We start from the raw sequence: 12,973 nt of genomic DNA on the forward strand, positions 1-12,973 counted from the left end.
GACCCGAACCGGGCTCAATCCGCCGCGGGCATCATCTCCACCACGGCGTTGCGCAGCTCGTGGGCGGCAATGGGTTTGTGAAGCAGGGTGTGGCCGCCCGCGCGGGCTTCCGCCAGCCGCTCCGGGGCGGTGTCGCCGGTGATGATCGTCGCCGGCACCGGCGTCCTCAGCCGTTCGCACACCGCCCGGATGGCGTCCAGCCCGGTTTTCCCATCGCGCAGGCGGTAATCGGCCAGGATGGCGCTCGGCCATTCCCCGCTCTCGACGTGTCGGACTGCGTCCTCGATGGAGCCGGCGGTCAGCACCCGATACCCCCAGCCCTCCAGCATCGCCTGCAGGCCGTGGCGGATCAGCGGCTCGTCGTCGATCACCAGGATCATGCCCCGCCCGTCGCTGGTCGCCAACCGGGCGCTCACCGGTGCGGGACGGGTGGCCTGACGGGCGATCAACGGCACGTCGACGCAAAAGGCCGACCCGGTCCCCAGCTTCGAACGCAGGTGAAGCGTGTGGCCGAGCAGACGGGCGAGGCGGCGCACCACCGCCAGGCCGAGCCCCAATCCCCTGCTGCGGTCCCGCTCCTGATTGCCGACCTGGAAGAACTCCTCGAAAACCTCCTCGTGCTTGTCGGATGGGATGCCGATGCCGGTGTCCATCACCTCGATGCGCAGGCGGTCCCCCCGGCGACGGCAGCCGATCAGCAGGCCGCCGCGTTCGGTGTAGCGCAGCGCGTTTTCCACGAGGTTGCGCAGGATGCGCATCAACAGGGCCGGGTCGCTGCGGATCGTCAGCGTGCAGGGAACCACACGCAGCCGCAGCCCTTTGGCCTCCGCCTGGGGATGGTACTCGACGCCCAGCTGTTCGATCATCGGGCCGATCGGCAGATCCTGCAGCTGGGGCACGATCAGCCCGGCATCCAGCTTGGACACGTCGAGCAGGCTGTCGAGCAGCATGCGCAGCCCGTCCATGACCAGCCCCATGGAGTCGAGAAGAGGGGCGGTGGGGTGCCCGGCCAGGCGTTCCTGCAGAGCGGACTGGAACAGCATCATCGCCTGGACCGGCTGCCGCAGGTCGTGGCTCGCGGCGGCGAGGAACTTGGACTTCGCGACGTTGGCGCGGTCGGCCTCGGCCTTGGAGACGCGTAGGGCGTTCTCGGCGCGGCGGCGTTCGGTGATGTTGCGGACGATCCCGGTGAAGTGGCGGCGTTCCCCGGCCGTCCATTCGGTGACCGCCAGTTCGATGGGAAAGGTCGAACCGTCCTTGCTCCGCCCCTCCACCTCGCGGCCGATGCCGATGATCTTCTTGTCGCCCGTTTTCCGGTAGGCCTCCAGGTAGCCGTCATGCGCCGACTGGTACGGCTCCGGCATCAGGAGCCGAATGTTCCGGCCGATCGCTTCACCGGCCTCGTAGCCGAAGATGCGCTCCGCCGCCGGGTTGAAGCTCTGGATCGTGCCAGTCTCGTCGATGACCAGCATGGCGTCCACCGCGGTCTGCACGATGGCCCGGTGGCGGGCTTCGCTTTCCGCCAGCGCCGCCTCGCGCCGTCGGATGAGGTCCGCCGCGCTGCGGATGGCGCGGCCCACCGCCTCGATCTCCGCCACGCCACCGCCGGGCGGCGGCACGGGGCGTCCTGCTCCCAGGGCTTTTGCCGCATCGGCCAGTTGCGAGACGGAGCGCGTGAGGCGCCGCCCGAGCAGGATCGCCGCCACAACCCCGATCAGCAGAAGGACGAGGCCGCCGCCGGTAAAGAGAAGGAGGGCGTGGCGCGCCGGGGTCGCCACCAGGGCCGTGGGGACGCTCATCGCGACCACCCAGCCGAAGGTCCGGGACCGGCTGTAGGCCTGGATCGCCTCCACGCCCTCCAGATTGACGGCGCGATGGAAGCCGTCCGGCGTTTGCTGCATCCCGGTCCACAGCGAGGCGGGAAGCCGCTTGCCGACGAACTGCTCGGTCTGGTGCGACCGGGCGATGACGATGCCGTGCTGGTCGATCACCCCGGCACGCCAGCCCGCCGGGATGCGTTCCGGCGACACGATGGCCTGAAGGCGTTCCTGGGAGATGGTCAGGCTCAGCAGATAGCGGATCTGGCCGTCGCGGATCACCGGGGCGATCGCCGCCAGCAGCGGCGCCTGGGACAGGTCGCCGACGAAGAGGCCGGTGACCTGTGGCCCGCCCGTGCCGATCACCCGCTGGTCGGCTTCGAGCGGGGTGTGGTTCGGCAGATCGGCGCCCCACGGCATGCGGCTGTTGACGAGCTGCCGGCCGTCCAGATCACGGAGCACCACGTTGGTGCCCAGACGGTCGCGCACGTTGGTGGCCTGCCGGTGGAAGGCGGCCATGTCGTTCGTCGTCAGGCTTTCCGCCGTGGACAGCACTTCGGCGGCGGCGATCAGGCGGCCTACCTCGCGCTCCACGTCCTCCGCCAACAGGCGCGTCCGGTCGAGGACGAGCTGTTCCGTTTGCCGGGCCTGCGCGTCGACGTTGCGGATGAGGAGCAACACCGAGAAGAGGACCAGCGGCACCGCAACCGCCATGACGAGCAGGACGAGCCAGCCTCGGACCCGTTGCGGACGCATCCAGTCTGTCGGATGCTGCGGGGTCGCCGGATTGGGGGTCATCGAATCGGCCGGTGTTTGAACACAACCCTGTTTCGGATCGCCGGCAGCAGGCAACCGATTCGGTGGGGTCCTCCGACGTGGATGGTCCCTTGCGGTCCGGATGGCGCCGGAGCGCGCGTGTTCACTTCTCGGGGCCGTTGAGAGAACTGGGTTTTGGCGGGACGGTCGATCGAGGAGATGTATCCGATCCGAACGTACCGAGGCATTTTGCAGGCCACCCCTGAGTCACCGGTTGCGGGCATCTCTGAACCGGATTGTATCATACCGCACAGTAATAGGTTGAGAATCCATCGATGCACTGATGAGCGGGGCGTTCGGGCGCGCCCCGGCGCCTTCGCCCGGATCTCACCGATCGGCGTCCGCTGCCGGCGATTGGCAGCAGGGCCGATCCGGACTATGGTCCCGCCTCATGGAACCAGCCCTCGACGACGCGATCCGCCTGCACAAATCCGGCAACCATGCGGAGGCGGAGCCGCTCTACCGCGTCGTGCTGGAACGCGAGCCGGCGAATCGTGGTGCGCTGCAGATGCTGGCGATGCTTCTGGTGCAGACCGGGCGCCCGGCCGAGGCGGTCGGCCATTTCCGAACCATCCTGCGGCTGGAGCCCGGCGGCGTCGCCGGCTACAGCAACCTTGCCGCCGCCCTGCGCCTGGCCGGGCAGGGGGCGGAGGCGATCGCCTGCCTGCATCGGGCGCTGGCCCTCGACCCGGCGCACGCGGCTTCCTGGTTCAACCTCGGCAACGGGTTGAGGCAGCAGGAGAAGGCGGCCGGCGCGGAGCGGAGTTACCGGCGGACCCTGACGCTTGAGCCCGGCCATGCTGCGGCGGCAGGCAACCGGAAGGCGCTGCGCGACCAGTGGGGGGCACGCCTGGACGAGGCCGAGCGGCGGTGCACGGCGGCGTGCCGCCCCTTGGCGGACGCCGATGCCCGCGCGGCGGCGGCGGAGGCTCTGGTGGCGGTCGGCGATTCAGCGGCGGCGGAGACGATGGCGCGCGCCGCCCTGGACCGCGGGGACCAAAATCATCGGGCCAACCGGCTGCTGGGGCGCCTGCTGCTGGAGCGCAGCGGGGCGATGGGGGTGCAGGACGGCAAGCCCTTCGCGGTCGACCGGTCGCTGGTGGAGGAAGCCATCGGCGCCCTGCGCCGGGCCGTCGCCGTCCGTCCGGACGACGACGAGGCCGACTGGCTGCACGTCGCCGCGGTGGCGACGCTGGTGCAGGTGGGGCTGGCATCCGACGCGATGCTGCGCGACGGGGCGCGGGCCGCCTGGGTCCGCCTGCGGCGCCATCCCAAAGACACGGTCGCGGCGTCCGTCATCGGCTTCCACGTCTATCGCCGGGACCGGCTCGTCCTCGCCTCCTGGCTGAGCCGGCGCTTCCGCCGGCGCTTCACCGCGGCGGAGGTCGCGCGGGAGCATGAGCTGGGCCTGTGGACCATGCTGCGCGCCGATGACGCCTTCTTCCGCGCTCTCCCGCCGCTCGAAGCGGTGCTGGACCGCATGGCCCCCCTGGAATGCCGCATCGAGCCGGCGCCGGGACCGGCCGGGGAACCAGCGGTCTTCTTCTGCTGCGACGACGTCTATTTCCGCCGTTTCGCCCCGGCGCTTCTGGAGTCGCTGGCGGAGCGGATGCCCGGCGCCACGGTCACCGTCCATGTGGTGGCGCCGTCGCCGGAGACGGAACAGGCCATGGCGCGTTGGCGCTTGGACGGACGGCTGAACATCGGATTCTCGCTGGACCGGCCGGACATGGCGGGATGGACCGACATCAAGCGCGTCACCTATTACGCCTCCGCCCGCTTCCTCCGCGCCTTGCAGTGGCTGCGCCGGCTGGACCGCCCGTTGATGGTGATCGACACCGACGCACGGATCGCCCTGGACCTGCGGGCCTTGCGGGCGGAGATGGCGGGCCACGACGTCGGGTTCCTCGTCGACGGCCGCCGCCGCGGACCGTCGCGGGAAATCACCGTCTGCTTCAACGTCTACAGCAACACGCCGGGCGGCGACCGCTTCCTGTCGCTGCTCGGCTCCTACATCGGGCATTTCCTGGCGGGGGCGGAGGTCTATTGGATGTTGGACCAGATGGCCCATTACGCGGTGCTCGACTGGCTGAACCGGCACGAACCGATCCGCGTGCGCCGCTTCGACTTCCTGAACTTCCCCTATTGCCACTTCGTCGGGGCGAAGTGACGCGCCGCGCTCACTCCCGCCCGAGAACCCGGTCGACCACCGTGTCGGCCCACTCGCGGGAGCGGAAGCTGGCCTTGGCCTCCACCGGGTCGTAGACACGCTCCACCCAGTCCCAGAAGGCGATCGGGCGCTTCTCGTTGTAGGCGGCGTACAGCTCGAAGAAATAATCGAGGATGCCGGTCTTCGCCTGTTTGAAGTGACCGTACCTCCAGTGAAGCTGCTTGGTTGCCTGCTCCAGCGGCACCCCCTCGTGGATGAAGAGGTAGAGCGCCGACATGAAGCCGGCGCGGTCCGCCCCCGACTTGCAGTGCAGCAGCGCCGGGTACTGCATGGTCGCGAACAGGTCGCGGGCCTTCAGCAGCGTGTCCTTCTTCGGCATGTCGCGGGAATTGACGGGGAAGTCCACCAACGTCAGCCCGGCCGCCCGGCAGGCCTCGGCCTCCAGGATGTAGGAGGCGCAGTCGCGGCCGCCGCGCAGGTTCAGGATGGTCTTGACGCCGTGCCGCGCCGCCTCGCGGATGTGCGAGGGCGAGGGCTGGCTCGCCCGGTACATGTTGGGGGAGATGCGGTGGGTGTTCGAATAGACCAGCCGGAAGCAGGCGTGGTCGATGAACACGCTTTCGATATGCCCGAGCGCCCGTTGCAGCGGGGAGATCATGCGCCCGCGCGCGCGCTTGATTCCGTCGGCCAGCGCGGTGGTCGTGTAACGGCGCAACATCTTCCTGGTGGTGGCCACGCAAGCAGTCTCCAAATCGACAAGGCCGCCAAGATAGGCACACTTCGCGTGGCGTCAAGGCCGCCGCACCGCCGGGCTGTGCGGCGCATTGCTCATCCGGCCCGCAGGACCCGCCCGTAGATGTCGTACCGCGCGGCCAGCGACAGCACGATCTCCATGTAAAGGTTGATCAGTCCGTTGGCGTAGAAGGCCGGGCAACCGGTGTAGTGGCGCTCGCCCGCCTGTGCGGTCGGCTCGATCAGGTCGGCGTTCAGGACGATCATGCCGCCCGGCGCCTCCGCGTCATAGACGAAGGCGGTCTGGTGGCGGGGCAGGGGGTGGATGGCCTGATGGTCGTCGGCCTCGATGTGGCCGGCCCCCATGAACTGGCACAGCATGCCCAGGCTGCCCATGGCGAGCGGCAGCACCTGCTTCAGGCTGCGGCGCGACAGGTCATCGTACTCGGCCAGGGTCAGCCCGGGCTTCAGCATCGGCGCCGACTCGCACAGGTTCCAGCAGACGTGGAGCGCCGTGTGGCTGCCCGTCTTGGTGATCGACAGCATGTCGTAGCCGGACGGCGCGTGCAGCACCGAGGCCTCCAGCGTGTTGGCGAGAACGAAGCCGGCCGCGGCGAGCGGGGTGATGGTGCCCTCCGCCCGGCAGCGCTCCTCCTCCAGCGTGACCTTGATCGCCCAGTCCTTGATGATGGCGTCGAGCAGATGGCACACGCTGTCGCGCAGGAAGCCGATCAGCGTCTCCGCCGGCGCCGCGTCCAGCCCGGCGGCGTCGGCGACGTCCAGCCCGTGCGGCGAGTCCGGCGGGTTGTACAGCAGCAGATGGCCGTCGGCGTCGAGCGGCATGCGGTTGGTGATGTGGTCGCGCAGGTCGTTGTAGAGGAAGGCCAGCAGCGTGTTGATCGCGACCTTCTCGTAATCCTCCTTGCGGGTGTCCGCATGGGCCGGGCAATGGCCGGCGAGGCGCTGAAGCTCCTCGGCGAAGAGGTAGTTCGGGTCCTCGGTGATGCGGTGCAGGATCGGCGCGAGGTTGATCCGGGTCATCCCGGCCTCCTCATGCGCGGCGAGATAGGTCAGGGCGAAGTCGTTTGAGCGGGCCATGATGGGGCGTCAATCTCGTGAATGAGGACGGTCAGCGGTCGCGAAGCCGGTCGTAGACGCCGTAGTCCATGGCGATGCTGGCCACGATGTCGAGATACAGTTTGATGAAGCCGGGCGTGTAGAAGGCCGGGCAGCCGGTGTAGTGCCGCTCCTCGGGCTTGGCGAAGCGGGTGATCGGCTCCGGGTTCAGGCAGATCAGCCCGGCCTCGTCGAGGACGAAGGCGGTCTGGTCCTTGGGCAGCAGATGGATGGCGAGGCCGTCATGCGGCTCGATCCCCGAGGCCTCCATGTAATGGACCAGCATGCCCAGGCTGGCCATCGACAGCGGCACCACCTGCTTCAGGCTGCGGTGGACGAGGTCGTCGTAGGCCGCCGCATCCTTGTCCGGGAGCAGCAAGGGGGCGGCCTCCACCATGGCCCAGCAGATGTGGATGGCGGTGTGGCTGCCGGTCTTTGTGATCGACAGCATGTCGTAGCCGGCGCGCTGGTAGAGCGGCGAATCCTCCAGCGTCGTGCGCAGGATGAAGGTGGCGGCGGCGGCGGCGGAGATCTCGCCCGTGCCCTGGGCGCGGTAATGCTCCTCCTCCGACAGCAGGTCGGCGGCCCAGCCGGTGATGAGGCCATCGAGCAGATGGCAGGTGGCGTCGCGCAGGACCGAGGCCATCACGTCGAGTGGGGCCGCAGCCATTGCCGCGCGGTCGGCCGGGTTTATGCCGTGGGGGGAGCGCGGCGGAATCGGCAGCATCACCTGCCCGCGCTCGTCCAGCGGCAGCTTGGACGCCACATGGTCGCGCAGCCGTTCGAACAGATAGGCCAGCAGCGTGTTGACCGTCACCTTGTCCGCGTCGTCGGCGTTGGGGGCGGCGTGCATGGGGCACTGGCCACCGCCGCGGCGCAACTCCTCGCTGAACAGAAAGGCCGGGTCCTTCTGGATGGTCTGAAGGATGTGGGCGATCGAGACGCGCTCCAGCCCGGCATCGGCGTGAGCCTTGATGAAGCTGCTGGCGAAATCGTTGGAACGGGACATCGTGGCCTTGCCGGAACGGAGTAATCCCGTTCAGCCTATGGCGAGTGGCGGGGCCGTTGCAACGGCAACCTCTGTGACCGGTTGCCGCTTTCCGGTTGAAACGGGCGGTTTTACCCCTCCGGAACCAGCCAGTCGACGGTGCAGCCGCCGCCGGTGGAGGGCAGAGCGGCGTGCAGCGCCGGCAGCAGGTCGCGCAGCGTGTCGTCCAGTGTCCAGGGCGGGTTGACGATCAGCAGACCGGACCCGTTCAGCCGCAGGTGCGTGTCCTCCGGGTGCCAGGTCAGCTCGACCCTCAGGATCTTGCGGATGCCGGTGTTCTCCACCGCCTCCTGGAAGCGCCAGACGGCGGCACGCTCCTTGATCGGGTACCACAGGGCGTAAATGCCGGTGGACCAACGCCGGTGCGCCGCCTTCAGCCCCTCGGCCATGCGGGCGAACTCGTCCGGCTGCTCGAAGGGCGGGTCGATCAGGACAAGGCCCCGCTTCTCCCGCGGCGGCAGATGGGCCTTCAGCGCCTGATAGGCGTCGGTCTTGAAGGTCGAGACCTGACGGTCCCCGGCGAACTCCGCCTTCAGGATCTGCCAGTCGTCGGGATGCAGTTCATTGAGGAGCAGACGGTCCTGATCGCGCAGCAGCGCCCGCGCCAGCCGCGGCGATCCGGGGTACCAGCGCAGCCGCCCGTCCGGGTTCAGCGCGTTCACCGCGTCGAGATAGGGCCGCAGCGCCGGGTGCGGCGCCGGCTGGCCGAACAGCCGTCCGATTCCGTCCTGGAACTCCAGCGTCTTGCGCGCCGGTTCGGAGTCCAGGTCGTAGCGCCCGATGCCGGCGTGGGCGTCGAGCACGCAGAAGGGCGCCGGCTTGGCGCGCAAATGATCGATGATCAGCGCCAGAACGGCGTGCTTCATCACATCGGCGGGGTTGCCGGCGTGGAAAATGTGACGGTAGTTCATGGGGCAGGGATTTAGCCCATCGGGGCGTTCCGCGCCATCCCCCGCGAAGCTGGGATCAGTCCAGAGAGGCGACCTGCTGGGCGTTGCGGAAGGTGCGGCGGGTGCTCGGCGCGATGCTGGCGGGCTCAGAGTCGCCGCAGCGGGCGGATTCCAGCAGCTTGGCGCTCTTCGGGTCCAGTTCGTTCAGGTGCTGCCAGATCTTGCAGACGTAGTTCTGGGCCTGACGGGTGGAGCCGCCGTTGTAGCGGGCGACGGCGGTCTTCCAGCTTCCCTGCTCACCATGGAGGCGAAGCAGCAGACGGCCGGCATAGTTGACGTTCTCGCGGGGGTCGACGATCCGCTCCACCGGCTGGAATTCGCCGCGGTGGGTGCCCAGCGAGATCTGCATGCAGCCGACATAGACGTTCTGCCGAAGCTGGCCGCGCTTGTCGCGCAGATGCCGGGCGGCGTCGTTGGCGTTGCGGGCGTAGACGGGACGGCCTTCCACGCTCATCGCGAAGGGGGTCGGAGCGCCGTCCTGGCCGCTTTCCACCAGGGCGATGGCCACGAGCAGGCCGGAGGGGATGTTGAACTTCCGCTCGGCCTCGACGGCGTGGGAGACGCAGCTGCTGTCCTGGGCGGCGGCGGGCTTGGCGAGGAGGACGGGAGAGGCGGCTAAGCCCAGTGCAAGAGCGATCCAGCCGCCATACGTGCGTCGCACGCGCTGTGTTCGATCCTGCATATCCTCGGTCCCCTCTTCGTTGCCGGGTTCATCCGGCTTCGTTTTGGCCCCCCGCGCGGGGCCGCCATTACCGGTCACCGAGTCGCTTACGGTGACCGCCTCCTACCCGAAAGTTCAGCGCCCACCATCGGGCGCCGAAGCCACACTTCCAAAAATTTTATACAGCGTCAATCTATTTGCTGCCCGGTAATACCACGCCTTTCGATCGAACGATGTCACAAGGCGGCGGAAAAAACCCACTCCGGGCCTTGGTCTTAGCTATCAAGGCACTGATTCCGAAGCGCTTTGAAATACCGAAAGAGGTGGATTGTGCGAAAGGCGTACAAAACCATCCAATCGGCCTAATGCGACGGTGTGCCGCTCGATTCGCTGCCGAACGACCTCCTTCGGATGCCTCTTGCGCGCGGGCACAAGCTGGTGCAGGAGTTCGTGTCTTCATCCGCTTTCCGGAGTCTCCCGGAGCGGGGGCGGCGACAGCGCATCTCCCATAGCGAAGTGATCGTGGATCGCGATTCGACGGCTCAAGCCGACCGGGAGGGGGCAATCCCCCTCGTCCAACCCGGAGACGTTCCGGGCATTTTGTTCCAGACTGGCTATGACCGACTCTACGCCGCCGACGCGGCGGGGGCGGCGCGTGCCTTCCGGCTCGCCTGCGCCGCCGACCCGGGGTCGGGCGAGGCCTGGGGCGCCCTGGCCGACAGCACGCGGGACGCGGGCGAGGCCGCCGGAGCGCTGGCCGCCTGCGGGCGGGCGGTGGCGCTCGACCCCGCCGTGTGGCCGTGGCGGATCGCCCTGGCCGAGGCACTGCGCGCCGCAGGCCGGTTCGAGGAGGCCGTGACCACCGGACAGGTGTTGACGGCGGAACGGCCGGATTCCGCCACGGCCCGGCTCGGGCTCGCCCGCGCCCTGGCGGCGGCGGGCCGGCGGGACGCCGCGCTGGAGGAGTACCGCGAGGCCGTGGCCCTGCGCCCCGGCGACCGCGAAACGGCTCTGGAACTGGCGGCCCTGCTGGTCGAGGCCGGCGACGCGCTGGGCGCGGTGGAACTGCTGCAGCCCTTGTCCCGCCGGGATCCGGAGGACGCCGACCTGCACGCCGCCGTCGGGCGGGCCTGGATCGCCCTGCAAGAGCCGGTGAAGGCGTTGACCGCTCTGCGCCGTGCCGAAGGACTCGACTCGGACGGCCGACTCGGCTGCGCGGCGCTGATCGCGGCGCTGGAAGGCGGTGCGGGGGAGGACCTGTCGGCGGCCTATGTGCGCGCTCTGTTCGATCGTTACGCCGACCGCTTCGACCAGGATCTGGTGGGCAAGCTTGGCTATTCCGCGCCGGCCCTGCTCCGCGAGGCGGTCGACCGGCTGGGGCCGGCATCCGAACATGGGGCGTCTGGGTTGCGGGTGCTGGACCTCGGTTGCGGCACCGGGCTGGCGGGCGTGGCGTTCCGCCCATTGGCTGCGCATCTCGCCGGAGTCGATCTCGCCCCGCGCATGGTCGAGAAGGCCCGCGCCCGCGCTCTCTATGATGAGTTGTCGGTCGGCGACGTGGTCGCGGCGGTGGAGGCGGTACCCGGCGCCTGGGACCTGCTGGTCGCCGCCGACGTGCTGGTCTATCTCGGCCACCTGACTGCGCTGTTCGCGGGAGCCGCCAAGGCCCTGCGTCCGGCGGGCCGCTTCGCCGCGACGGTCGAACGTCTGGAGGATGCGGCGGGCGCTGGCTACGCGCTCGGCCCGTCGCGGCGCTACGCCCACAGCGAAGCCTATCTGCGGGAGATGGCGGCGGCGGCGGGCCTGACGGTGCTCCTGATGGAGCCCTGCTCCCCCCGCCGGGAGAAGGGTGTCGGCGTGCCGGGTCTTCTCTTTATAGTGGAGAAGCCGGCGGCCTGACGAAAACGGCTTTTCGGGACGGGGGTGTGCGTCACGCCTCCGCCCGGAAGGGCTGCAGGCTGAGCAGGGCGCAGTCCCAATAGGGGCGCGGGCCGAAGCGTTCAGCCAGGAAATCGACGAAGACACGGACCTTCGGCGACAGGTGCCGGTTCTGCGGGTAGACCGCGAAGACGTTCGATTCCGCCATGTAATAGTCCAGCAGCAGGCATTGGAGCTGCCCCTTGGACAGAGCCTCCCCGCACAGGAAGGTGGGCAGCACGATGATGCCGACGCCGGCGATGGCGGATTCGCGCAGCAGGTCGCCGTTGTTGGTGCGCAGCGACCCCGACACGCGGACCGACCGCATGGCGTCGCCGACACGGAACTGCCACTGCTCGGCGGTCGGGATGTTGGTGTAGATCAGGCAGTTGTGGTTGGACAGCTCATCCGGCGTCTGAGGTATCCCGTGCTTCTCCAGATAGGCCGGGCTGGCGCAGACCACCTGCCGGTTGGGGGCCAGACGCTTGGCGATCAGCGAGCTGTCGCGCAGCCGCCCGATGCGCACCGCCAGATCGTAACCCTCGTCGATCAGGTCCACGTAGCGGTCGTTCAGATCCATCTCGATTTCGATGGACGGGTAGCGTTCGAGGAACTCGGCGACCGCCTTGGCCAGATGCAGCAGCCCGAAGGACACCGGCGCGTTGACCTTCAACCGCCCGCGCGGGGCGGCGTGCAGGTCGGCGACGGCCTGCTCCGCCTCCTCCAGATCGGCGATGATGCGGGTGCAGCGCTCGTAATAGGCCTGCCCGACCTCGGTCAGGCTGAGCTTGCGCGTGGTGCGGTTCAGCAGCCGCGCGCCCAGCCGGTTCTCCAGCTCCGCGATGCGGCGGGAAACCACGGACTTGGACAGGTTCAGCCGCTCCGCCGCGGTGGTGAAGCTCTTGGTGTCCACGACCTTGATAAAGGCCATCATGTCGTCGAGGCGATCCATGTCATTGTTCTACACCCGGGAACAATGAAGTTCCAGCGCCCTGGATTTGCTGGAGCGCGGCAACGCGCTATCTCTTTGGGACGCCGCAGCCTCCAGCGCGGCCGCAACGACAGAGGGGAGACGAGACATGGCGAAGGTTCTGGTGCTCTACTACAGCAGCTACGGCCACATCTCCACCATGGCGCAGGCGATGGCCGAGGGCGCCCGCTCGGTTCCGGGCACCGAGGTGACGGTGAAGCGCGTGCCGGAGCTGGTCCCCGAAGAGGTGCGGCAGAAGGCGCACTTCAAGGAAGAGCCGAACATTCCCATCGCCGACCCGAACGAGCTTGCCAACTACGACGCCATCATCCTGGGCGTGCCGACGCGCTACGGCAACATGCCGGGACAGATGAAGAATTTCCTCGACCAGACGGGCGGTCTGTGGGCGAAGGGCGCGCTGGTCGGCAAGGTGGGCGCCGCCTTCTCCTCCTCCGCCACCCAGCACGGCGGGCAGGAGAGCACGATCCTCACCACCCACACCGTGCTTTTGCACCTCGGCATGGTGATCGTCGGCCTGCCCTACAGCTTCCAAGGCCAGATGGGCGTGGACGAGGTGATGGGCAACAGCCCCTACGGCGCCAGCACCATCGCGGGCGGCGACGGCTCCCGCCAGCCGAGCGCGGTCGAACTGGACGGCGCCCGCTACCAGGGCCGGCACGTCGCGGAGATCGCCAAGAAGCTGCACGGTTGAGGGTGGAGTGCGCCTCTCCCGCCGTCCGGGCGGGAGAGGCGGCACCGGACAGAGGGGAGTTCAG

General features: G+C 68.8%; 10 protein-coding genes. 3 read left to right on the forward strand and 7 right to left on the reverse strand.

Annotated features, from left to right (window positions below):
- Positions 1-14: 14 nt before the first annotated feature.
- Positions 15-2,573 (reverse strand): hybrid sensor histidine kinase/response regulator, encoded by a 2,559-nt coding sequence (locus ACFPMG_RS07840; RefSeq protein ID WP_376994622.1) that lies wholly within the window; start codon positions 2,571-2,573, stop codon positions 15-17.
- Positions 2,574-3,024: 451 nt separating this feature from the next.
- Here ACFPMG_RS07840 and ACFPMG_RS07845 point away from each other — a divergent pair, with 451 nt between their 5' ends.
- Complete coding sequence (locus ACFPMG_RS07845; RefSeq protein WP_376994623.1) at positions 3,025-4,803, forward strand: tetratricopeptide repeat protein; 1,779 nt, start codon at positions 3,025-3,027, stop codon at positions 4,801-4,803.
- 10 nt (positions 4,804-4,813) lie between these two features.
- Here ACFPMG_RS07845 and ACFPMG_RS07850 read toward each other — a convergent pair whose 3' ends face one another.
- The 5 genes from ACFPMG_RS07850 to ACFPMG_RS07870 all read right to left on the reverse strand — a co-directional run bounded on the left by ACFPMG_RS07850 (position 4,814) and on the right by ACFPMG_RS07870 (position 9,310).
- On the reverse strand, positions 4,814-5,539 hold the full coding sequence (locus tag ACFPMG_RS07850; protein WP_376994624.1) for a protein tyrosine phosphatase family protein: 726 nt from the start codon (positions 5,537-5,539) through the stop codon (positions 4,814-4,816).
- A gap of 92 nt (positions 5,540-5,631) precedes the next feature.
- Entirely contained in the window at positions 5,632-6,633 is a 1,002-nt protein-coding gene (locus ACFPMG_RS07855) for a hypothetical protein (protein WP_376994625.1), read from the reverse strand.
- A gap of 31 nt (positions 6,634-6,664) precedes the next feature.
- Positions 6,665-7,660, reverse strand: coding sequence for a hypothetical protein (locus ACFPMG_RS07860; RefSeq protein WP_376994626.1), 996 nt, complete (start codon positions 7,658-7,660; stop codon positions 6,665-6,667).
- A gap of 110 nt (positions 7,661-7,770) precedes the next feature.
- Positions 7,771-8,610, reverse strand: coding sequence for a 23S rRNA (adenine(2030)-N(6))-methyltransferase RlmJ (locus tag ACFPMG_RS07865; RefSeq protein ID WP_376994627.1), 840 nt, complete (start codon positions 8,608-8,610; stop codon positions 7,771-7,773).
- 55 nt (positions 8,611-8,665) lie between these two features.
- Positions 8,666-9,310, reverse strand: coding sequence for a transglycosylase SLT domain-containing protein (locus ACFPMG_RS07870; RefSeq protein ID WP_376994628.1), 645 nt, complete (start codon positions 9,308-9,310; stop codon positions 8,666-8,668).
- Positions 9,311-9,832: 522 nt separating this feature from the next.
- Here ACFPMG_RS07870 and ACFPMG_RS07875 point away from each other — a divergent pair.
- Complete coding sequence (locus ACFPMG_RS07875) at positions 9,833-11,209, forward strand: tetratricopeptide repeat protein (protein WP_376994629.1); 1,377 nt, start codon at positions 9,833-9,835, stop codon at positions 11,207-11,209.
- A gap of 31 nt (positions 11,210-11,240) precedes the next feature.
- Here the strand turns inward: ACFPMG_RS07875 and ACFPMG_RS07880 are convergent, their stop codons facing one another.
- Positions 11,241-12,179 carry a LysR family transcriptional regulator gene (locus ACFPMG_RS07880; protein ID WP_035679155.1) on the reverse strand — a complete coding sequence of 313 codons (939 nt, stop codon included), beginning with the start codon at positions 12,177-12,179 and terminating at the stop codon, positions 11,241-11,243.
- A 127-nt stretch (positions 12,180-12,306) separates the two neighbouring features.
- On the opposite strand from ACFPMG_RS07880, the gene wrbA reads away from it, so the two are divergent.
- Entirely contained in the window at positions 12,307-12,909 is a 603-nt protein-coding gene (gene wrbA, locus ACFPMG_RS07885) for an NAD(P)H:quinone oxidoreductase (protein WP_376994630.1), read from the forward strand.
- The last annotated feature ends 64 nt before the right edge of the window (positions 12,910-12,973 follow it).

Origin of the sequence: Azospirillum himalayense (assembly GCF_042657465.1) — a bacterium.
GTDB lineage: Bacteria > Pseudomonadota > Alphaproteobacteria > Azospirillales > Azospirillaceae > Azospirillum > Azospirillum himalayense.